Raw genomic sequence first — 23,930 nt, forward strand, 5'->3', positions numbered from 1 at the left:
GCAATCAGGCACTTTTACATAACAAGACTTTTAAAGGAAGTGAGATCATGAGTGATAAAGAATACCCATATATTGCTGAAGATGTATTTAATTTATGTAGTGCATATATGAATGATGATGAGTTAATTATGGTTAAAGATGCTTATGATCTTGCTGAAAAAGCTCATGATGGTCAATTTAGAAAAAATGGATTGCCGTATATTTTACATCCAGTCCAAGTTGCAGGAATTTTAGCAGAGTTAAAGCTAGATGTAGCGACGATTGTCGCAGGATTTTTACACGACGTTGTAGAAGATACGCCGTATACTCATGAAGATTTAGTAAATATGTTCAATGAAGAAGTTGCGGTAATTGTTGATGGTGTAACGAAGTTAGAAAAAGTAAAGTACCGTTCACTAGAAGAGCAACAAGCAGAAAACCATAGAAAACTGTTCGTTGCGATCGCAAAAGATGTTCGAGTAATTTTAGTAAAGCTCGCAGATAGACTGCACAATATGCGTACGTTAAAAGCGATGCCTGAAGAAAAACAAATTCGTATTTCTAAAGAAACACTTGAAATTTACGCACCGATTGCGAACCGACTCGGGATTTCGAGTATTAAATGGGAATTAGAAGATATCTCATTACGCTATATCGATCCAAGTGCATATTTTAGAATCGTTAGTTATATGAAAAAGAAACGTAGCGAACGTGAAGTTATCATTAACAAAGCGATTGAACAAATCGAAAGTGAATTATCAAAATCGCATATCAAACATAGTTTATCTGGTCGCGCAAAACATATTTATAGTATTTACCGTAAAATGGAAGACCAACATAAACAATTTGACCAAATTTTTGATTTGCTCGCTGTACGTGTTCTCGTAGATGATATTAGAGACTGTTATGCAGTACTTGGTATTATCCATACGATTTGGAAGCCGGTACCTGGTCGTTTTAAAGACTATATCGCAATGCCTAAACAAAATATGTACCAGTCGCTACACACGACAGTTGTAGGCCCAAACGGGGATCCTCTTGAAATACAAATTAGAACGTTTGAAATGCACGAAATTGCAGAGCACGGGGTCGCTGCACACTGGGCATATAAAGAAGGTCAAAAGTTAAGTGCACCGACGAATAACTGGGTAAAAGAAATTGTCGATAACGAGTCATCTTATACGGATGCTGAAGAATTTATGGATGCATTAAAGAGCGATATGTTATCTGATAAGATCTATGTATTTACACCGAATGGTGACGTCGTCGAGTTACCACAAGGTGCAGTGCCGATTGATTTTGCGTATTCTGTACACTCAGAAGTCGGAAATCAGATGGTCGGAGCAAAAGTAAACGGTAAAATTGTACCGATTGATTTTACGTTAAATACTGGTGATATCGTCGAAATTCGTACGAGCAAACAGTCATACGGACCAAGTTTAGACTGGTTAAATCTCGTTAAGTCATCGAGCTCTAAAAACAAAATACGAGCATTCTTTAAAAAGCAAGACCGTGAACAAAACGTTGAAAAAGGTCGCCTACAAGTTGAAGAAGAAATTAAGTTAAACGGTTTTAAACTAGAAGAAGCGTTAACTGAAAAAACAGTCGCTCAAGTGTTAGAGCGATATAATTTAAATCAAATCGATGATCTATATGCGATGGTTGGATATGGTGGTGTTACACCACAGCAAATCGTGAACCGTTTGACGAGTCATTTAAAACAAAAAGATACGTCACCTGTTCTTGAAGTAGAACGTAAAAAAGACTTTAAACAAACGACTTCAGAGTCTGGAGTAATTGTTGAAGGATTAGACGGTATGCTCGTGAGCCTTGCAAAATGTTGTAACCCGGTTCCAGGAGATGACATCGTCGGTTATATAACAAAAGGTCACGGTGTAAAAGTTCACGTCAAAAGTTGTGCGAACATTCAAAATGAAACAGAACGTTTAATCGACGTTTCATGGGTCGGAAGTATCGAAGACAAAGCACGTTATAAAGTGAATTTAGAAATCCACGGATTCGATCGTAATGGTTTAGTCAATGAAATATTAAACCTCGTGTCAAGTGAGAAAGTTCCGATTACTCAAGTGAGTGGCCAAACGAATGCGAGTAACCATGCGAAAGTGAATATTTCGATCATGGTTCAATCTAAACCAGATTTACATCGTATCGTCGATAAAATTAAAAATTTAAAAGATATTTATAGTGTTGAGCGCGTGTTTAAATGAGGTGTTATAAGTGAAAGTCGTATTACAAAAAGTAAGTCATGCTTCAGTCATTACAAACGAGTTATATAATGAAATCCAAACGGGATATATGTTACTCGTCGGTGTGAGTGAGACATCTACGAAAGAAGATGCAAAAAAACTTGCTGAAAAGATTGTAAAGGCAAGAGTGTTTGAAGATAACGACGGAAAAATTAACTTGTCGATCAAAGATGTCGGAGGAGAGATTTTAAGTATTTCTCAGTTTACGTTATATGCAGATGTCAGAAAAGGAAACCGTCCATCGTTTGTCGGTGCTGCGAGTAAAGAGCATGCAAACGAGCTATATGAATACTTTAATGAGCAACTAAGAGAAGAAGGGGTGCTCGTTAAAACAGGATTTTTCGGTGAGCATATGGATGTTCGTTTAACAAATAGTGGACCGATTACAATCATATATGAATCCAAAGAAGGTAAGATTATTTAATGAATGGACTAAAGGCATTCTTAAAAAAGGTCGGCCAATTTTTAATTTGGTTTCTTAAAACAAAAAAGCATGTATATGTAAAACCGTTATTTATATTTGTAACGTCTTTAATATTTATTTTTTCATTTATTTACATCGTAAAATCATATGAACCAAAAAATAATTATCAAAATATAACAATTGATTTTACAGAAAAGAAATATGACTTTAAAGGAAAAACAATCGTCATTGACCCTGGACACGGTGGTACAGATCCAGGGGCACCGTCATATTATGGTGAAAACGAGGCAACGATTGTGTTATCCGTTGCGCTAAAGTTAGAAAAAGTGTTAAAACAATCAAACGCAAAAGTCGTCATGGTTCGTAGTTCGAATAAAACAGTAGAACTGGATGATCGTGAAGTTGATGGAGATATTTTCATATCGCTTCATAGTGATGCGTTTGAATCTCCAGAACCTACTGGCTTTAAAACATTCTATACTCATGATAACCAAAAAGACTTAGCAACTGCTATGAATGAAGGTTTAGACCGTTACGCACTGTTACCGAATAATGGCGTTGAAGTTATGGGATATCAAGTAACAGAACAACTCGATTATCCTGCAACGTTAGTCGAACTCGGATTTTTAAGTAACGACGTTGATGATTATTTACTTAATACTGACGATTATCAAAATCGTTTAGTTAAAGGACTATTAGATGGCTTAGAAATATATCTTGAAGAGTAGATAAACATTTGACTATAAGTACGACATTAATTTATAATTTATATAATCTAATTATAGAAGAAGTACGTTTAAAAATGAGCGAGCAGAGACGTCATGTTTGGTGAGAGTGACGCATTTTAAAATGTTACAGACACTTCTATATATTAATAAAATAATTTTTAATGAAGAGTAAACCATTACTAAATTAGGGTGGCACCACGATATATTCGTCCCTTATACCATAAGCGGTATAAGGGATATTTTTATGGAGGGAAATCTATGATACAAATACCACGCGGTACGCAAGATATTTTACCGAAAGATTCTTATAAGTGGCAGTTTATTGAAGACACACTTAAAGACGTTTGTGAAAAGTACAATTATCAAGAAATTAGAACGCCAATTTTTGAAAGTACGGATTTATTCGTAAGAGCTGTTGGGGATACGACAGATATCGTCAATAAAGAAATGTACACGTTTAAAGATAAAGGCGATAGAAGTATGACACTTCGTCCTGAAGGTACAGCACCGGTCGTACGTAGTTATATTGAAAACAAAATGTACGGCGACCCCAATCAACCGATTAAAGTCTTCTACAATCAGCCGATGTTCAGATACGAACGTCAACAAAAAGGGCGTTACAGACAGTTCGTTCAGTTCGGTGTAGAAGCGATCGGTGTTGAAGATCCGTTAATCGATGTTGAAATTTTAAGCATGCTGATGGCGTTTTACGAGTCATTTGGTTTAAAAGATTTAGAGTTACACATTAACTCAATTGGTGACTTTGATAGTCGTAAAGAGTATCAAAAAGCACTTCAAGAACATTTTAGACCGAGTATTGATGAGTTTTGTTCTGACTGTCAGTCACGAATCGATTCAAATCCAATGAGAATATTAGACTGTAAAAAAGATAAAAATCACCCGTTAATGGCGACAGCACCAAAAATCACTGATTACTTAAATGAAGAATCACTGTCGTATTACGAAAAAGTAAAATCTCAACTCGACAAAATCGGTATTAAATACGTCGAAGATCCGAATTTAGTTCGTGGACTCGACTATTACACACATACTGCATTTGAATTAATGAGTACTTCAGATGGTTTTGGTTCGATTACTACGCTCGCAGGTGGTGGTCGATATAACGGTTTAGTAGAAATGTTAGACGGTCCGAAAGAAACAGGTATCGGATTTGCTTTATCTATTGAACGATTGCTACTTGCACTTGAAGCAGAAGGTATAGAGATTAAAAACCCTCACACGCTAGATTTATATGTTGTGACGATAGGGGAAGAAGCAAGAGACTATGCGAGCGTGTTATTATCACGGTTAAGAAAAAATAAATTGACTGTCGATATGGATTATAAAGCTCGTGGTGTCGGAGCTCAGTTTAGAGATGCAGACCGTAAAGGTGCGACTTATACAATTGTATTAGGTGATAATGAACTTGAAACTGGTCAAGTCAAATTAAAACATATGGCAACAGGAGAAGAAGTGGAAACTTCAATTGAAAACTTAGGGGAGGCTATTAAATAATGAGTAGAACACTCGTATTAGAAACGTTAGAACAATTAAACGAAACTGTAACATTAAAAGGCTGGGTACAACGCCGTCGTGACTTAGGTGGGTTAATCTTTATCGACTTAAGAGATGCTTCAGGCGTCGTACAAGTTGTTTTTAATCAAGACAATCAAGAAGCAACAGAAATTGCAGACACACTACGCTCAGAGTACGTCATCGAAGTAACTGGTGAAGTCGTTAAACGTGACCCGTCGACAGTGAACGAAAACATTAAAACAGGTGAGTTAGAAGTCGTTGCAAATACACTTAAAGTGTTATCTAAAGCGCAAACTCCACCATTCCAAATTGAAGATGAAGACGTAAGTGAAGACGTCAGACTAAAATATCGTTACGTCGATTTAAAACGTCAACGTTTACAAGAAACATTAAGAACACGCCATAAAACTACTGCAGCAATTCGTGAATTTTTAAATGACGAATTTTTCGTAGATGTTGAAACACCGTTTTTATCTAAATCAACACCAGAAGGTGCACGTGACTATTTAGTACCGTCACGTATTCACCACGGTGAATTTTATGCATTACCACAGTCACCACAAATTTATAAGCAACTACTTATGTTAAGTGGTTTTGAAAGATATTATCAAATCGTAAAATGTTTCCGTGATGAGGACTTACGTCGTGATCGTCAACCAGAGTTTACTCAAGTGGATATCGAAAAATCATTCACTGACGTCGAAGATATGATCGACCTAAACGAACGTTTATTAAAGCACGTATTTAAGACAGTCAAAGGTTTAGACATTGAAACACCATTTGCACGTATGACATATGATGATGCGATGTTACGTTACGGTGTAGATAAGCCAGATACACGTTTTGATATGGAACTCGTAGAACTTAGCGAATTCAGTAAAAACGTTGACTTTAAAGTGTTTAAATCTACAGTTGAAAACGGTGGAATCGTTAAAGCAATCGTAGTTAAAAACAATGCAGACAAATACTCTAGAAAAGATATTGAGGCACTTGAAGAGTATGTAAAATTATACGGTGCTAAAGGACTTGCTTGGTTAAAATATAACGACGAAGCATTCTCAGGTCCAATCGCTAAATTCTTTGACGATGAAAAACAAGCAGAATTAAAAGAACTATTAAGCGTTGAAGACAATGACCTCGTATTTTTCGGCGCAGATAAAGCATCTGTTGTAAATGCAAGTCTAGGTAACTTAAGAAATAAACTTGGTAAAGAGTTAGAGTTAATCGACGAAGATAAATACAACTTCGTATGGATTACAGATTGGCCATTATTTGAATACGATGAAGAGGAAGAGCGCTTTGTTGCAGCACACCATCCGTTTACGTCACCAAAAGAAGAAGATATCGAGCTTCTAGAAACAACACCAGAAAAAGTAAAAGCAAATGCTTATGACATCGTATTAAACGGTTATGAACTCGGTGGAGGGTCAATACGTATTTCTAATCCTGAACTTCAAGAGAAAATGTTCAAAGCACTTGGTTTCTCTGAAAAAGAAATGCATGATCAGTTTGGTTTCTTAATCGAAGCATTTAAATATGGAGCACCACCACATGGTGGTTTAGCATACGGATTAGACCGTCTCGTTATGTTATTAACAAAAACAGATAATATCCGTGACGTTATTGCATTCCCTAAAACAAGTAGTGCACAAGACTTAATGATGGATTCACCATCGTTTGTTTCAAACAGACAATTAAACGAATTACATCTTCAAATTAAACCAGAAGGTAAGTAATAAAAAATAAGCTTAGCAATTTGCTAAGCTTATTTTTGTATTTGATTACCAAGCTTTAAATCCTGGTGATCCTGGAATGTTTTCTGTAAAGATTTGTGAGATTGGAACTGTGTATGCAATTACGACTAAGAAAATCGTAATGATGATTAATAATCTCCAGTTTTCAACCCATTTAAGTGGTGCATCTCCATCGTCCATAAATCGAGCGATAGGGAATTCTTCGACAACATCTGTCTTCGGTGTTCTAAGTGATAAGAAGAATGCGAAGAATGCGATGATAATAGCGATGAGTAAGAATGAACCACCAATTGCTTGTAGTAACTGATAACTGATCCACTCTTGAGCTACTTCATGCCCACCGTATTCAGAGAATGTTGAACGACGAGGGGCACCTTTGATACCTGCCATGTGCATTGCAAATGACATAATACCCATACCTAATGCCCACGTGTATGCTAACCATAAACCAAGTGAGTTTGTAAGTTTAGTCATTCTACCACCGACTAAGTGCGGAAGTAAGAACATCATTGCTGCAAAGTAAGTTAATACAACTGGTGTACCAACTGTAATGTGGAAGTGTCCAACGACCCACATCGTGTTGTGAACGACCTGGTTCATTTGACCAGATGCGTTGATGATACCACCGATACCACCAGGTACGAAGAATAACATACCGACAAACTGTAATACGAATCTTGAGTCGTTCCAAGGTAATTTCTTAAACCAATCGAATAAACCTGTTGCACCTTGTTTACGTCCATAAGTTTCAAATGATGCAAATAAACTAAATGCTGTAATAAGTGATGGTACGATAACCATGAACGTTAATACAACTTGAAGTCCTTTCCAGAATGCATCGATTCCTGGTTCAACTAATTGGTGGTGAATACCAACTGGAATTGAGAAGAATAGGAATAATACGAAACTTAAACGTGCAAGTTTATCTGAGAATCCTTTAACTCCGATAATTTTAGGTAATACTGAGTACCAAACCATATATGCTGGTAATAACCAGAAGTATACGAGTGCGTGTCCGAAGTACCAGAATAACGTACGTGTAAGTTTAACGTTAACTGTATCGATTAATCCGAATGACCAAGGGATAAGTTGAGTTAACGCTGATGTTGCGATACCGATGTTACATACGTACCACATGACGTTGTTAATCACAGCGAAGTATGCAATCGCAGGTGTTTTTTGACCTGGGTTTTCTTTTTTCCATCTAAAGTAACGTTTTGTTTGAGCACCTGTTGCAAACCATGTACCTACGATAACGAGTGTTAAACCAACATAGAAGATACCATGTGCTTGAAGTGGTGCATAAAATGTATATAGAACTGATGCTTGGTTAGTCGCGATCATTGCTGCTGCCATTAACGTACCAATCGACATTAACCAAAATCCGATCCAACCTGACTTTCTTTCTCCGTCAGTTAAACTACCCATTGCTCTTGAAACAACAGCAGTTTGGAATCCTACAATAAAGAAGAATGTAAGAACTAATGCAAGAATAACACCGTGTAACGTTAAGATTTGGTAGTATCCAATATTAAACGGTAATTCAAAATATCCTGAACGGACAAATGTTTGTAATGCTCCTGCGAATCCACCAACTACGAGTGCAAAAATTACCCATAAGAAGTTCGCAAGAACTAATTTTGCGTCTTTTCTATTAATGACTGTGTCAGCTTTGTATAATTCATTTTGAGTTGTGTTTTTATAAGACTTCGCCATTATTCTTCACTCCCGACAACTTTAATGATTGATGTCATGTCCGTATGGCCAGTCCCACAATATTCGTTACATACAACTAAAAATTCGCCTTCTTTATTGAAAGTTGCATGATATTTAGAGATTAACCCCGGCTCTACCATCATGTTAATATTTGTCTTTGCTACTTCTAAACCGTGAATCACATCTGGAGTTGTTACCATTACACGAACTCTAGAACCTTTCGGGATTTCGACTTCAGCAGGTTCATATCTAAACATGCTTGCGACCATGTATAAGTCATAATCGAATCCTTCTTCTTGTGACTCATATAAACCTGGTTCTTTAAATCTTGCATCGTCTCTCACGTGATCAGGGTTAATTGTTTCAATACCTGATGCTGCAGGTGAGTGACCTTGGTGAACTGCTGAAATTCCTAAAATAACAAGGAATAAGATTAATGAACCAGTTCCAAAGCTTAACCATATCTTTTCGTACTTATGCATTTATTTCACCTTTCCTTTTTACATTCTTTCCATAAATAACCAGAATACACCTAGCCAAGAAACTAACATTAGTGCGCCGAGTGCCATCGTAAAGAAAAACGTGCCTCGTAAATCTAAATTATGTACATCTTCAGTGACATTTTCGTTTTTTACAATATCTTTGTCATCATTTTGATGTACGACTTTTTTATCAGCCATAGTTATTCACCTTCCAATTCCGAATTCTTATAACTTTATTGTAGTGTATTTACCTTTTTAAAAAAGTGATAAAAGTCACACTTTGACATATTTTCGTAACAATTTCATAGATATTTGTGATGTTTTTATTGAAAACGTTCACAATATATGCTGTAAAAAGTGATAAAAGTCACAAAATATGATAGAATTTTGTTTAAAGGGAAGTGATTACTATCTCGAATTCTCAATTATTTAAACCTGAACTTATCCTTAAATACATAAAGCAAAATGGTAATGAATTAAAATTAAAGAAAAACGAATTTATTTATCACTCTGGAGATCCAACAGAACATATATATGTAATTGAAACTGGGGAAGTATTTGTTTTAAGAATGCAAGATGATGGATCAGAAAATGCAATCCATTACTTAAAAGAAGATTGTTTGTTTGGAGCGCTCACTTTATTTTGCGGACCAAAGCGTCATTCTACGTTTGCTAAATCGAAAACTGAAGTATGTCTATATCGTATTGAACGCTCGATTTTTGAACAAAAAATACTTTCAGATAATTCATATACGATAGAATGGATGCGTTGGCTTGAAATTGAAAGACAAAGACACTCTTCTAAACTAAGAGATTTACTTTCATATGGAAAACTCGGTGCACTTGCTAGCGTCCTTGTTCGATTATCTAACTCGTTTGGTGTAGAGACGAAGAGTGGTATTGTGATTGACACGAAGCTAACAAACCAAGAACTCGCGATGCTCGCTAGTACATCCCGAGAAGTCGTGAATCGATATTTAAAAGAATTAACAAAAGAGGGTATCATTGACGTAAATCGTAAGATTATTACGATTAAAGATATTAAGCGATTAAGAAAAATTATTAACTGTGAAAACTGCGATATTAACTTATGTCAGATTCATTAAATACAATTTCTTTGCATGAATACACAGTATATGCTATTATAATAACAAGTAAAACATCTGATGCGTTCGTGATGTGCCGGTTTTATTTTGACCTAACACCTATAAAATCGGGAGCTTGGCGTCCGAATATAATTGGAACGCCCGGATTTAACGGGACTTCATGAGTATTTGGCAGGGCACCCACCTGCACAAAGCAGGCCAAATCATCTGGCAAAAACACACGACGCTATCGGATGTTTTAAAGACAGTTACTTTGTAACTGTCTTTTTTTTGAAAAAATTCAGATAAAATTCTTTAAAAATTTTTAAAGTATGTTACTATAGTAAAGTAAAAAAATAAACGTGAAAGGTTGCGTGATTTGATGGTATCTGTCAGTCAGATAATTACGAAAAGAAAGCAAAAATTAAATGCTAAAAACGCATCGAAATCATGTGATTTACTAAAAAAACGAAAACAACTAAAAATAAATTAACAATAATATCTTAATCTAAAAGGCGAGTATCTGGGTGGTACTCGTTTTTTGTTTAAATAACTGAGGATGATTTAACGTAAAAGTCGTCTACGTAAAATTGTTTTTAATCTTTTGATATAAATCGGATTTATGTAAAAGAGGTTGCGGTTTCGTTAACACAATTGCTCTAATCGTTAAATTAATGAGATAGTCGTTGACGTAAAAGCGATTTGCGTAAAATTAAGATGTTCGAGACGATAAAAATGCGAGTATCTGGGTGATAATCGCCTCGTTTTCATTTTATGAACGGTTTTAATTTTCGTTCTGTTTAAATAATAGGATATGATTTAACGTAAAAGTCGTCTACGTAAAATTATTTTTAATCTTTTGACATAAATCGGATTTATGTAAAAGAGGTTGCGGTTTCGTTAACACAATTGCTCTAATCGTTAAATTAATGAGATAGTCGTTGACGTAAAAGCGTTTTGCGTAAAATTAAAACATCGAGTACATATAAAAGGCGAGTATCCAATTGGATACTCGCCTTATTTTTATTTTACGAACGGTTTTAATTTCTCGTACGTTTCATTTAAATAACTTTCATATTTGGATGATCCCGTATCTTTAAAGTATTGTTTTGATTTTAAACTATCTGGTAAATATTGCTGTTTTACGACGTGGTTATCGTAGTTATGCGGATATTTATATCCGATTGCACGACCGAGTTCTTTTGCACCTTTATAATGACCGTCTTTTAAATGGTCTGGTATGACGCCGATATGTCCTTTTCGTATATCTGATAAAGCACTGTCGATACTTTTGATTGCTGTATTTGATTTTGGAGAGAGTGCTAAATCTATAACTGCTTGTGCGAGAGGTATTCTCGCTTCCGGGAATCCAAGTCGTTCTGCTGCGATGATCGCGTCTAGTGTGCGGCTTGGTAGTTGCGGGTTACTTAGCCCGATATCTTCATAACTAATGACGAGTAATCGTCTTGCAATTGTAACGAGGTCTCCTGCTTCTATTAATCGTCCTAAATAATGAAGTGCCGCATCGACATCACTACCGCGTATTGATTTTTGAAAAGCACTCATTACGTCGTAGTGTTGATCGCCGTCTTTATCGTGCAAGAATTGACTATGTTGCATCGTATCTCTCGCGTCTTCAAGTGTAACGTGAATCTCTTTATTTGTATCACTTAATACTGCAAGTTCTAGGCCGTTTAATGCACTTCTAATATCACCATTTGCTGCATGGATAAAGTGCTCTAAAGCATCATCATCTACGGTTACATTTAAATTACCAAGGCCACGCTCCTTATCATTTAAAGCGCGCGTGAGTCCAGTTTTAACATCCTCATCTGTTAATGGATGTAGTTCAAAAATTTGTGTTCTAGAGCGAATTGCAGGATTAATGACGTGGTACGGATTTGACGTCGTCGCACCGATTAAAACGATTTTTCCGCTTTCTAGATGAGGGAGTAAAAAGTCTTGTTTTCCTTTATCGAGTCGGTGGATCTCATCGAGCATTAAAATTACGCTACCACTCATGTCTGCTTCAAAAACAATTTGTTCCATATCCTTTTTAGAGCTAGACACCGCGTTTAACGTTCTAAATTTATATTTAGTACTGCCAGCTAATGCGTTCGCAATACTCGTTTTACCTATACCTGGGGGACCGTAAAAAATCATCGATTGTAGTCTTTTAGCATTTACCATTCGTCTGATAATTCCTTTTTCTCCGACGAGATGTTCTTGGCCAAGTACTTCATCGATCGTTTTTGGTCGCATGCGAAAACTTAATGGTTCATTTGACATTAGATTTTTCACCAACTTTTTCGTTATAATTATAATCATAACATAAGAGATATGACTAAGAGGTGATGACGTGAAGATATCAACTAAAGGGCGCTACGGATTATATTTTATGAACGTCCTCGCATCTGAATATGGAGTTAAAAAGCGTTCAGTGAAATCTGTCGCGACTGAAAGAGGAATAAGCGACTTATATTTAGAACAAATCGTCGCGTGTCTAAAAAAAGCAGATTTAGTAAAAAGTACGCGCGGAGCGTACGGTGGTTATGAGTTAAATTATCCGCCAGATGAAATTACAGTGCTCGACGTATTCCAAGCTGTCGGTGAAAATATAATCGCAATAGAGTTAGACGATAAAGACACAAAAAACGAGAGATTCTTATGGAAAAGAATACGAGATGCGTCACACGCCGTGCTGCGTCATACGACGTTACATGATCTTGAGAATCAATCAGACGAGTTTGATGATTATATGTTCTATATTTAAACACCTCCCAATTTGGGAGGTGTTTTCACATTCGTCCACTTTTAAATATCGTAAATATTAGCCAAGAGAACATCGCAATTGCGAGTATCGTACCGAGTTCTATCACCGGGAATTTGTAGAGTATCGACCCTTGACCAAGTAGTGAAGATCCGACAATGATTCCGGCCATTAATATAGAGAGTGACATTAAGACGATTGAAAAAGAAATTCTATTAATCGTTCGGTCTAAATGTCTTCCGATACTTTTTTCTTCCTTAAGTTCTAGACTGATCGGCAATCGTCTCGTACTTAAACCTTTCGTAAATTGATGGATGTTTGTTACAGAATCTTCAACGATATCTGTTAACAAAATCCAGTCTTCAAACTTATCTTCCGCAACGCGTTTAGGGTTTAATCTTTGAAGTAATAACTTTTTACCAAACGGTTCAGCGACAGATAATATGCTGTAGTCTTTATATAAAATTTCAATGTTACCTTCTAACGTAATTAACGTTTTAGCAAGTAATGTAAAGTCTTTTGGTAAATGGATATGGTATTTATTTGTAATTGTAAATAAGTCTCTAACTGCATCTCCAAATTCTAAATCTTTCAGCGGAATATCATAATACTTATCTTGCATAAGCTCTGCTTCTTCGTATAAGTCATCTATATTTACGTCATCTGGTACAACGCCCATTTGTATAATTGAACGTACAACTTTTTTAGAGTTTTTTTGCATTAAACCAATAAGTAGGCTTCCGAAGTTTTGCTTGACGTTATCTGTGAGTTTCCCGACCATACCAAAGTCGATAAACCCAAGCGTACCATCGTTTAAGACGATGATGTTCCCTGGGTGAATATCCGCATGGAAAAATCCGTGTTCAAATATTTGTGTAAAAATTGTTCGCGCAAATGTATCTGCGAGTTGATAACGATCAAAGCCTTTTTTCGAAAGTTCATCGACTTTACGAATTGAAATACCTTCAAAATATTCCATCGTCAAAATCGTTTTGTTTGATAACATTTGATAGACGTGTGGGAATTTGACGTCCTCTGAATTTTTAAACTGACGTTCAATACGATTAATGTTTCTCGCTTCTAACGTATAATCCATTTCTTGAATAATTGCAGTAGATAACTCATCGACAATATCTGTAACTTGATATTGTTTCGCCCACTTAAAGTTCTTTTCAGCAACTTGTGCGATTGTTTTAAGTATTTCTAAATCGATACGAATATTTCTTTCAATGTTTGGTCGTTGAACTTTAATCGCAACGACTTCACCAGTTTTTAACACTGCGCGGTGAACTTGTCCAATCGACGCTGAACCGAGTGGTTCATCTTCAAATATTAAAAATGTGTCTTCGATTTTAATATCTAATTCTTGTTCGATTAAATCTCTTGCAGTTTCGCTAGAAAATGGAGGTACATTACTTTGAAGTTTTTCTAATTCTTTAATGAATGCCTCCGGTAATATATCACCACGTGTGCTTGCAATTTGGCCGAGTTTAACGTATGCAGGTCCTGCTTCTTCTAGAAATAATCGAATACGCTCTGCGATTGTTTTATCTTCTTCTTGTTTTTGGCTTTTATTAAATAATCGACTCGGTAAAGAGAGTAACTTATCTAAGCCACTTTCTTCGATAATAAACCCAAGTCCACTTTTAGAAAATAAGACGGCAATTTCTCTAAAACGGTTAATATATTTAAATTGATTACGTATCATAAAGATCCTTCCAATCTAAAACGAGATGATGAAACGCTATAATAGTGCTAAAATAAGAGTTATCAATAATTACTATAAGAAAAGGTGAAAACTTTGCGTGAACTATTATTTTTAATTGCACCTATATTAATTATTCAAGTCATATTTTTTAGTGGTTTAATTTACTATATTTTATCAAAAAGAAAGCAATAAGATAGTCTTATTGCTTTTTATTATACTCTATAACGACGTCTTCAAATAATTGATAACTCTTTATAAAAGCGTCTGTATCATAAATCGCAGTGGATGCGATGATTTCGTCGACGTCGAATTTGTTTTGAAATGCTTCTAGGTCTTTAAGTGCTTGCTCTTTATCGCCAAGTATTTGAACTGGGAATTGATTGTGTATGATTTCTTTATGCTGCATTGACCAAATTTTGTCCATGTTTGTGACAGGTTGTTTCATCGGACCACGGTGATGTGTAATCATTCCATAAACATTTTGATAATGACTCGTTACGACGTATTCTGCTTCTTCTTGTGTGTCTTGAACGACGACGTTTAAGCACGCCATTTTATATGGTTCTTTTAGTTGCTCACTCGGAGTGAAGTTGCGTTCATATATTTCAAATGCTTCTTCCATCATTGCTGGTGCAAAGTGTGCAGCAAAAGCATATGGTAGTCCTAAACGTGCAGCGATGTACGCTGAATCAGTTGAACTTCCTAACACATATAACGGGATATTGGTGTTTAAACCTGGATTCGCGATGACTTGCGACTCTTTATCAGATAAAAAGAATTGTAACTCACGAATTTCTTCTTCAAAGTCAAAGATACCTTGATGGTTACCACGACGAATCGCGTTTAGAGTTACTTGATCTGTTCCAGGTGCTCTGCCGAGACCAATATCTAAACGGTCTCCAAATAATTCGTACATTGTACCGAATTCTTCAGCGACAATATACGGTGTATGATTTGGTAACATGACGCCGCCACTTCCGACGCGAATTCTTTTAGTATGTTGTAACGTGTACTGAATGAGTTGTCTTGTCGCACTAGATGCGATAGATTTCATATTATGATGTTCACTGATCCAGTAACGTTTATAACTAGAATCATCTAATGCTTCTGCTAAGAGACGCATACGTATAAATGCGTCTTTTGAATCGTATCCTTCACGCACATAGACTAAGTTTAATACTGATATATTTACTTGTTTACTCATTAAATCTCTCCTTTTTATATACTCTATAACTTACAAGACTTGTCGTAATTTATCTAAAGAAACGACTCAGAGCAGTCGACTATATTTATAACGTTAAAAATGGTAAAATCTCTACTGAACTAAGTTTTAAAGGAGAAGTGTTATGGCTGTTTATTTAGATTATGCTGCAACAACACCAGTCGATAAAAAAATCATCAAAGGAATGCTAGAGCATTCTAATATATATGGAAATCCGTCAAGTATTCACCGAATCGGTAAAGAAGCTAAGGCGTTTTTAGAAGAGAATCGACAAAAAATCGCTGAAGCAATCGGTGCAAAACCTGAGGAGATTATATTTACGAGTGGTGCAACAGAGTCTAACAACTTAGCCATTCGAGGGACACTCTCTCACTTTAATAGAGAAGTTAATGTAATTACGACAGAAGTAGAGCATATGTCGATATTAGAAACGGTTAAAGGGTTAAAAACACATGTAAATTATGTACCTATTCAAGAAAATGGTCTCATAGATTTAAACGAATTAAATAAGGAAATCGATGAAAATACAACGCTCGTTTCATTACATTACGTCAACAACGAAACAGGTGCGATTCAACCAGTAAAAGAGATTAAAGAAAGACTACCAGAAGGCGTGCTACTTCATGTTGATGCTGCACAAGCAGTCGGTCACGTAGACGTGAATGTCGACGATTTAGGTGTGGACTTAATGAGTATGAGTGGTCATAAATTATATGCACCAAAAGGTGTCGGAGTATTATATGTAAGAAGCGGCACGCACTTACACGCACAACTCGTCGGTGGTAAACAAGAAAGGGAACGCCGTGCAGGTACTGAGAACTTGCTTTACAGTTACGCGATGAGTGAAGCTGTAAAAGAAGCGGTTCAGTTAAAAGATGAAAGAAACAGCGTGATTTTATCTCGTAAAGAAATACTCATAGATGGCTTAAACGAAGCGGGCGTTGAGTTTAAAGTAAATGGTGATTTAAACAGTCAATCACCTCATATTTTAAACATTTACGTTCCGTTTTCTGAAACAGAACTTTTACTGACTGCGCTAGACATAGAGGGCATTTATATATCAGGTGGTAGTGCATGTAACGCTGGAACTGTAACACCGTCACACGTTATTACAAAAATGTATGATGAAAACCGTGCGGCACATTCACTTAGAATTAGTTTTAGTCATTTAACGACTGAAGATGATATTGATAAAACGATAGAAGCATTAAAGAAACTATATGAACGATTAAAATAAAGGATTGAATAGAAATGAAGAGAAAAGAAGATACGACAGTCGTCGTTGGAATGAGTGGAGGCGTAGACTCTTCAGTAACAGCGAAACTGTTAAAAGACGAAGGGTATAACGTCATCGGCATATTTATGAAAAACTGGGACGATACGGATGAGTTTGGTGTTTGCACAGCGACAGTAGACTATGAAGACGTCAGAAAAGTCGCAGAACAAATCGGCATACCGTATTATTCAGTCAACTTTGAAAAAGAATATTACAATAGAGTATTCGAATACTTTTTAGAAGAATATAAACGTGGACGTACACCAAATCCTGACGTTATGTGTAATAAAGAAATTAAGTTTAAAGCATTTTTAGATCACGCGATGAAACTCGGTGCAGATTTTGTAGCAACAGGGCACTATGCGAGAGTGAATCACGAAGGTGAAGTGACGATGCTTAAAGGTGTCGACGACAATAAAGACCAAACATACTTTTTAAATCAATTAACGAAAGAACAGTTAAGTAAAACACTATTCCCGTTAGGTGAAATTGATAAAAAAGAAGTTCGTGCACTTGCACATAAATTCGATCTCGCAACGAAAGATAAAAAAGATTCCACAGGAATTTGTTTTATCGGAGAAAGAGATTTTAAAACATTCCTTTCAAATTATTTACCAGCTAAACCAGGAAAAATAATCGACATGGAAACTGGCGAAGAAAAAGGCGAACACGACGGAATTATGTACTACACAATCGGTCAACGCCAAGGTTTAGGAATTGGTGGGCCAGGCGGACCATACTTTGTCGCAGGTAAAAACTTAGAAAAGAACGAATTATACGTCGTTACTGGATTCCATAATGAGAAATTATACTCAACGAGTCTTATCGCTGAAGACGTTAACTTCATTAATGATATGCCTGACGAATTTGATGCAAATGCGAAGTTTAGATATCGTCAAGCGGATAGTGCCGTATCTGTTAAAAAGATAGATGACAATAAAATTTTAGTAACGTTTAAAGCACCACAGCGCGCAGTCACACCTGGCCAAGCAGTCGTATTATATGACGGTGACAGAGTAATTGGTGGCGCGACGATTGACGAAGTGTTTAACGGAGAAGAGAAACTGGAGTATTTAGCATGAGTTTTAAATACGAAGATTCTATTCAAGCAGGCGATTATGAAACAGCGTTAAAGAAAATTTTTGATTCTATTGAAGAGGATCCGACAAATCCGGCGCACTATATTAACGGAGGTTCGGTTCTATATAACATCGGTAAACTTGAAGAGGCGAACAACTTCTTACTAAAAGCAATTGAACTTGACAAAAATAATTCTGCGGCATATTTTACGCTCGGCAATATGTATTTTAATGAAGGGAAATATAGAGATGCACGTACGCTACTCTTAAGTATTTATGATACGTTTAATGAAGACAAAGACATTAACTATTTACTCGCGATGACGCATGTCCATGAAGGAAATTTAAGTATGTCCATTCCGTTTTTTGAAGCGATGTATAGAGCAGATAAAGAAGACTATGAACTCGTATTTCAATATGCGTTAACACTTTGTCAACTCGGTTTACTTGATCAAGGTGAAATTTTACTCACGAATATTACGGACAAATACGATTTTGCCGACGCAGAATATAACTTAGGACTTATTAAATGGACAAAATATGACGATAAAGATGCAGCAAAAAGACATTTTGAAAAAGCAATTCAAATCAAACCAGACCATATACTTGCACATAACGGCATAAAAAATATAAACGAGGGATAATGATGACACAATTGACGATAGAAGATGATTTATTCGTTACTGGAACAGTCGACAAAATAATATTTCATAATGATGATAATCACTTCTACGTCATGCGTGTTTTGATCGATGAAACGAACACAGAATTAAAAGAAGAGACAATCATCACTGGGAATTTTCATCATGTCGATGAACATGAAACGTACACATTTACAGGCGAAATTGTCGAACATGCACGGTTTGGTAAACAGTTTAGTGCACGGCAAATTAAAAAGAATGTCCCACAGACAAAAGAAGGAATTATCCAATATTTGTCTGGTGAAAAATTTAAAGGTGTCGGTCAAAAAACAGCAGAAAACATCGTAAATACGCTCGGTGATAAGACGTTAGAACTCATATTAGAAAGCAAGTCGAATTTAGACCGGGTAAATGGTCTGACAAAAGAACGAAAAGAAACAATATACCGAACAGTCGTTGAAAACGAATCGACGACACGTGCGGATTTAATGATGATTGAGCTTGGTATTGCACCATCAAAACGCGCGAAAATTATCGATACATATAAAGAAGACATATTAAATATTCTACAAAATAATCCATACAAACTCGTCGAAGACATATTCGGTATCGGATTTAAAAAGGCAGACGAAATCGCAATTAAAGCAGGTATCGAACCAAATTCAACCGAAAGAATCGATGCAGGAATTAAATACGCATTAGAGACAGAGTTAAATGAAGTCGGTCATACTTACGTAGAGTTAAATGATTTAATCGATTTATCTTTAAATTTGTTAAATGACCGTTCGATTTATTTTTCAGCATCTGACATTCATAAACGTATTGACGAGCTCGCTGAAAAAGATGAATTAGTAATAAGAGACAATAAAGTGACGTTAAAATTGTTTTTTATTAGCGAACGTAAATCTGCTGAAAAAGTTTATGGACTTAGTCAACTAAAAGTAGAATCGTATAGTAATTCACGTATTGAAACAGTGATTTCACAAGTCGAGAAGTCACTAGAAATTACATTTAATGATGAACAACAAAAATCAATAAAGCATGCGATTCTTAATCCGATATCTGTCGTAACAGGTGGACCAGGGACAGGTAAAACAACAATTGTTTCAGGGATTATTGAGGTGTATAGAATCCTACATAATATAGATAAGTTTATCGACTTTGAAGGTGAAGAGTATCCAATAAAGCTTGCCGCACCAACAGGACGTGCAGCAAAACGAATGAAAGACGCAACAGGTATAGACGCGTCGACAATTCACCGGTTAATTGGATATGGTCGTGATACTGAAGAGACAGATATATTAGACAATATTATCGATGCAGATTTAATAATCGTCGATGAGATGTCGATGGTCGATACGTGGTTGTTTTATCAGTTTATTAAAAACGTATTGCCAGAAACGCAAATCGTCTTCGTTGGAGATGATGCTCAGTTACCGTCAGTCGGTCCTGGAACAGTGTTTAAAGATTTAATAGAATCACAATCTGTGCCCGTGACAATTTTAAAAAAGATATACAGGCAAATGGAATCGTCGTCGATTATCCAACTTGCGTATCAAATTAACAATAACTTGCCAGTAAATATTTTAGAGAGACATCCAGATCGTACTTTTTTCCAAACGGACGCGAGTGGCATTATAAATATTGTTGACATCGTCGTAAAGGGTGCGGTTAAAAAGGGGTATACGATGCAAGATGTTCAAGTGCTTGCACCGATTTATAGAGGACCTGCCGGTATAAATGTGTTAAATCAAACGATTCAAAAAGTATTAAATCCTCCAAGTGAAGACAAAAAAGAAGTCGAGTTCGGAGATAAGATATATAGAGAAAACGATAAAGTCATTCAACTTGAAAATCGTCGTGAAGATAATGTGTTTAACGGTGACAGTGGAATCATTACAGAAATTACATATCGAGACGATAAAACGGGCACAAAAGAATCGATTACGGTAGACTTTTTAGGTCAAGAAATCGTATATGAACGTAAAGATTACTCAGAGTTGTCTCACGCATATTGTACGAGTATCCATAAAGCACAAGGTAGTGAATACCGAATTGTCATTATGCCAATCGTCAGACAGTATTATCATATGTTACAAAAGAATATTATTTATACTGGTATTACGCGCGCAAAAGAATCCCTCGTCTTATGCGGTGAACCAGATTCCTTTATCCATGCAATTAACCAAGAAGGTATCGAACGTCAAACGATGTTAAAAACGTATTTAAAAGAAATGTTTAAACAAACAGATGTAAAAGAGACAATTGAAGAAATAGATAATCATATGTTAACGATGGAATTAATCATGCAAAAAAGAATCGACCCGATGATTAACATGTCAGGTGTTTCACCATATGATTTCAATTGACTTTAAGACGTATGATTTTTATAATTATACTGATATTAGAACTATTTTATTCGATGAAAATACAGAAACGTTGCGGTAGATGAGAGCAATGCATCGATCTTTGTGCACACAACTATATACTTAAAGTGATGAATAACATTCATAATTTGGGTGGTACCGCGGATAGAATTCGCCCCTTTTTAATAAGGGCGAATTCTATTTTTTATTTTAGGAGGAATTAAAATGAAACAAATCTCAACAAACGAACTACGTCAAATGTTTTTAGACTTTTTCGAAACAAAAGGACACAACATTGAACCGAGTAGAAGCTTAGTACCAGTTAACGACGACACGTTACTGTGGATCAACTCAGGTGTGGCAACGTTAAAGAAGTATTTTGATGGAACTGAAAAGCCAAACAACCCAAGAATTGTAAACGCGCAAAAGTCGATTCGTACGAATGATATTGAAAATGTCGGTTTTACAGCGAGACACCATACGTTCTTTGAAATGCTTGGTAACTTTTCAATCGGTGACTATTTTAAAGAGGAAGCAATTGAATTTGCTTGGGAATTTTTAACGAGTGATCAATGGTTAAACTTTGAAGTAGATAAATTATACGTGACGATTCACCCTGAAGATGATGAGTCATATCATATTTGGAAAGATAAAATTGGTATTGAAGAAAGCCGAATTATCCGTATTGAAGGAAACTTCTGGGATATCGGTGAAGGGCCATGTGGACCAAACTCTGAAATATTCTACGACCGTGGGGAATCATATGAAGGAGATACACCAAGAGAAGAAATGTATCCAGGTGGAGAAAACGAACGTTACTTAGAAATTTGGAACTTAGTATTCTCTGAATTTAACCATAATAGCGATCATTCATATACGCCACTTCCAAGTCAAAACATTGATACAGGACTCGGGCTTGAAAGATTATCGAGCGTAATCCAAAACGTACCAACAAACTTTGATACGGATGTATTTATTCCGATTATTAATGAAATCGAGAAAGCTTCTCGTAAAACTTATCGTGATAACGATAAGGATGACGTTGCGTTTAAAGTTATTAGTGACCATATCCGTACAGTTGCATTTGCGATTGGTGACGGTGCGTTACCTGGCAACGAGGGACGTGGATACGTGCTTAGAAGACTCATTCGTCGTGCAACGCGTTACGCAAAAGAACTCGGGATTAACGAAACGTTCTTATATAAATTAGTTGACGTCGTAGACGACGTTATGAACGCGTTCTATAAAGAAATTGGTGAAAATAAAGACTTTATTAAAAAAGTAATTCAACAAGAAGAATCGAGATTTTTACAAACGCTTGACGAAGGTATTGAAATTTACCGTACAGTTAAAGAAAAAGCATTAAAAGAAGATGAAGTAATTAGTGGTAAAGATGCATTTAAACTATATGATACGTTTGGATTTCCTGTTGAAATGACAGTAGAGTACGCAGAAGAAGACGGACTTGCTGTTGATCTTGATGGTTTTAAAGAAGAGATGGAACGACAAAGAGAACGTGCACGCGCTGCGCGAAAATCTTCTGAATCGATGAACGTACAATCAGAAACGTACCAGAAATTAGATAAGGAGAGTATCTTTACAGGGTATACTCACTTAAATGAAACTGCTGAACTGCTTTACATCGTTTCAAATGATGAAGTTGTCAATCATTATGACGGAAGTAATGACGTCGACGTAATTTTTGATAAAACACCGTTTTATGCAGTGAGTGGTGGACAAGTTGCAGACATCGGTGTCATTAAAAATGAACACGGTACAATGGAAGTTAAAAATGTATATAAAGGACCAAACGGACAAAACATCCATACAGTAACTGTTACTGAAGGAGTCATAACAACAGGTGAAACATATGAGTTAACAGTGGATCGTGAAAGCCGTAACTTTATCATTAAAAACCATACAGCAACACATTTACTACACCAAGCATTAAAAGACGTCGTTGGAGAGCATGCGAATCAAGCAGGTTCACTCGTTGAAAAAGAACGTCTACGCTTTGACTTTACACATCTTGAAGGTCTTAAAAAAGAAGAAGTAAAAGAGATTGAACGTATCGTAAACGAAAAAATCTTTGATTCACTTTACGTAGACATTAACGAGATGCCAATTGAAGACGCAAAACGTAAAGGGGCAATGGCATTATTCGGTGAAAAGTATGGAGATATTGTTAGAGTTGTTGATATCGATCAGTATTCCGTTGAATTATGTGGTGGTGTCCACGTTAGAAACACATCAGAAATTGGACTCTTTAAAATCATTTCAGAAAGTGGAATTGGTGCTGGTGTAAGACGTATCGAAGCGGTCACTTCAAAATATGCGGTTGAATATTATGAAGATAAAGACAACGTACTTGAAGACGTAAATACGCACTTAAAAGCAAAATCAGGAAATACAATTTCTAAACTCGAACAATTAATTGAAGATAAGAAGCAACTAGAGAAAGAAGTAAAGTCATTAAAATCAGAACTTCAAAAAGATGCATTATCTGATTTAACAGATGCAACGTTCGACATTAACGGATTTAATTTAATCGCGACAGAAGTTTCAGTAGATAGTGTGAAAGAACTACGTGAGACGATGGATGTCATTAAATCTAAAAACCAAGAAAGCATTATCGCACTCATTTCAAATGTTGACGGTAAAGTATCGATGATCGTTACGGTGCCTAAAGATAAAACATCAGTCGTAAAAGCTGGAGATATTATGAAACAAATGGCTGAAGCCGTTGACGGTAGAGGTGGCGGTCGCCCGGACATGGCACAAGGCGGCGGAACGAACACTGAAAATATGTCAGAAGCTTTACAAATCGTTAAAGATTATCTAAATGGTTTTTAATAATATAATAATTTGTTATAATAACACTATCTAACTTAAGTAGT

At 36.0% G+C, this 23,930-nt stretch carries 18 protein-coding genes and 1 other RNA gene; 13 read left to right on the top strand and 6 right to left on the bottom strand.

Annotated features, from left to right (window positions below; translation table 11 throughout):
- The first annotated feature begins 47 nt into the window (after positions 1–47).
- The 5 genes from HMPREF3177_RS00805 (at position 48) to aspS (ending at position 6,670) form a co-directional block, all read left to right on the top strand.
- Positions 48–2,207, top strand: coding sequence for a RelA/SpoT family protein (locus HMPREF3177_RS00805; RefSeq protein ID WP_070456348.1), 2,160 nt, complete (start codon positions 48–50; stop codon positions 2,205–2,207).
- A gap of 10 nt (positions 2,208–2,217) precedes the next feature.
- Entirely contained in the window at positions 2,218–2,670 is a 453-nt protein-coding gene (gene dtd, locus HMPREF3177_RS00810; protein WP_070456351.1) for a D-aminoacyl-tRNA deacylase, read from the top strand.
- A complete protein-coding gene (locus HMPREF3177_RS00815; RefSeq protein ID WP_070456353.1) occupies positions 2,670–3,398 on the top strand; it encodes an N-acetylmuramoyl-L-alanine amidase family protein in 729 nt (242 codons plus the stop codon). Before dtd ends, HMPREF3177_RS00815 begins: the two co-directional genes overlap by 1 nt.
- A gap of 258 nt (positions 3,399–3,656) precedes the next feature.
- A complete protein-coding gene (hisS, locus tag HMPREF3177_RS00820) occupies positions 3,657–4,913 on the top strand; it encodes a histidine--tRNA ligase (RefSeq protein ID WP_070456355.1) in 1,257 nt (418 codons plus the stop codon).
- Entirely contained in the window at positions 4,913–6,670 is a 1,758-nt protein-coding gene (aspS, locus tag HMPREF3177_RS00825) for an aspartate--tRNA ligase (protein ID WP_070456357.1), read from the top strand. Before hisS ends, aspS begins: the two co-directional genes overlap by 1 nt.
- 45 nt (positions 6,671–6,715) lie before the next feature.
- Here the strand turns inward: aspS and HMPREF3177_RS00830 are convergent, their stop codons facing one another.
- From HMPREF3177_RS00830 to HMPREF3177_RS00840, 3 genes are read right to left on the bottom strand one after another with little or no spacing between them, the layout of a single operon-like run.
- Positions 6,716–8,404, bottom strand: coding sequence for a b(o/a)3-type cytochrome-c oxidase subunit 1 (locus tag HMPREF3177_RS00830; RefSeq protein WP_070456359.1), 1,689 nt, complete (start codon positions 8,402–8,404; stop codon positions 6,716–6,718).
- Positions 8,404–8,886 carry a cupredoxin domain-containing protein gene (locus tag HMPREF3177_RS00835; protein ID WP_068128190.1) on the bottom strand — a complete coding sequence of 161 codons (483 nt, stop codon included), beginning with the start codon at positions 8,884–8,886 and terminating at the stop codon, positions 8,404–8,406. Before HMPREF3177_RS00835 ends, HMPREF3177_RS00830 begins: the two co-directional genes overlap by 1 nt.
- Positions 8,887–8,904: 18 nt before the next feature.
- On the bottom strand, positions 8,905–9,084 hold the full coding sequence (locus tag HMPREF3177_RS00840; RefSeq protein ID WP_068128192.1) for a cytochrome c oxidase subunit 2A: 180 nt from the start codon (positions 9,082–9,084) through the stop codon (positions 8,905–8,907).
- Between the two features lie 203 nt (positions 9,085–9,287).
- On the opposite strand from HMPREF3177_RS00840, the gene HMPREF3177_RS00845 reads away from it, so the two are divergent.
- Entirely contained in the window at positions 9,288–9,992 is a 705-nt protein-coding gene (locus HMPREF3177_RS00845) for a Crp/Fnr family transcriptional regulator (RefSeq protein ID WP_083286809.1), read from the top strand.
- Positions 9,993–10,043: 51 nt separating this feature from the next.
- Positions 10,044–10,232, top strand: a non-coding RNA gene (gene ssrS / locus HMPREF3177_RS00850) — 6S RNA.
- A gap of 762 nt (positions 10,233–10,994) precedes the next feature.
- Here the strand turns inward: ssrS and HMPREF3177_RS00855 are convergent.
- Positions 10,995–12,260 (bottom strand): replication-associated recombination protein A, encoded by a 1,266-nt coding sequence (locus HMPREF3177_RS00855; RefSeq protein ID WP_068128193.1) that lies wholly within the window; start codon positions 12,258–12,260, stop codon positions 10,995–10,997.
- Positions 12,261–12,330: 70 nt separating this feature from the next.
- Here HMPREF3177_RS00855 and HMPREF3177_RS00860 point away from each other — a divergent pair, with 70 nt between their 5' ends.
- Positions 12,331–12,744 carry an RrF2 family transcriptional regulator gene (locus HMPREF3177_RS00860; protein WP_068128195.1) on the top strand — a complete coding sequence of 138 codons (414 nt, stop codon included), beginning with the start codon at positions 12,331–12,333 and terminating at the stop codon, positions 12,742–12,744.
- Between the two features lie 25 nt (positions 12,745–12,769).
- Here HMPREF3177_RS00860 and HMPREF3177_RS00865 read toward each other — a convergent pair whose 3' ends face one another.
- Both HMPREF3177_RS00865 and HMPREF3177_RS00870 read right to left on the bottom strand, forming a co-directional pair.
- Positions 12,770–14,449, bottom strand: coding sequence for an ABC1 kinase family protein (locus tag HMPREF3177_RS00865; RefSeq protein ID WP_070456361.1), 1,680 nt, complete (start codon positions 14,447–14,449; stop codon positions 12,770–12,772).
- 199 nt (positions 14,450–14,648) lie between these two features.
- Positions 14,649–15,653 (bottom strand): LLM class flavin-dependent oxidoreductase, encoded by a 1,005-nt coding sequence (locus tag HMPREF3177_RS00870; protein ID WP_070456363.1) that lies wholly within the window; start codon positions 15,651–15,653, stop codon positions 14,649–14,651.
- Between the two features lie 142 nt (positions 15,654–15,795).
- Between HMPREF3177_RS00870 and HMPREF3177_RS00875 the strand changes: the two genes are divergently transcribed.
- The 5 genes from HMPREF3177_RS00875 (at position 15,796) to alaS (ending at position 23,886) form a co-directional block, all read left to right on the top strand.
- Positions 15,796–16,908, top strand: a complete 1,113-nt coding sequence (locus tag HMPREF3177_RS00875) for a cysteine desulfurase family protein (RefSeq protein ID WP_070456365.1) — start codon at positions 15,796–15,798, stop codon at positions 16,906–16,908.
- 14 nt (positions 16,909–16,922) lie between these two features.
- Entirely contained in the window at positions 16,923–18,029 is a 1,107-nt protein-coding gene (gene mnmA / locus HMPREF3177_RS00880) for a tRNA 2-thiouridine(34) synthase MnmA (RefSeq protein WP_070456368.1), read from the top strand.
- Complete coding sequence (locus HMPREF3177_RS00885) at positions 18,026–18,670, top strand: tetratricopeptide repeat protein (protein WP_070456370.1); 645 nt, start codon at positions 18,026–18,028, stop codon at positions 18,668–18,670. The genes mnmA and HMPREF3177_RS00885 overlap by 4 nt, the downstream gene beginning before the upstream one ends.
- A complete protein-coding gene (locus HMPREF3177_RS00890; RefSeq protein ID WP_246827332.1) occupies positions 18,670–21,036 on the top strand; it encodes an SF1B family DNA helicase RecD2 in 2,367 nt (788 codons plus the stop codon). Before HMPREF3177_RS00885 ends, HMPREF3177_RS00890 begins: the two co-directional genes overlap by 1 nt.
- A gap of 222 nt (positions 21,037–21,258) precedes the next feature.
- On the top strand, positions 21,259–23,886 hold the full coding sequence (gene alaS / locus HMPREF3177_RS00895) for an alanine--tRNA ligase (RefSeq protein ID WP_070456374.1): 2,628 nt from the start codon (positions 21,259–21,261) through the stop codon (positions 23,884–23,886).
- Positions 23,887–23,930 lie beyond the last annotated feature (44 nt).

The organism is Nosocomiicoccus sp. HMSC09A07 (assembly GCF_001808485.1).
Taxonomy (GTDB): Bacteria; Bacillota; Bacilli; order Staphylococcales; family Salinicoccaceae; genus Nosocomiicoccus; species Nosocomiicoccus ampullae_A.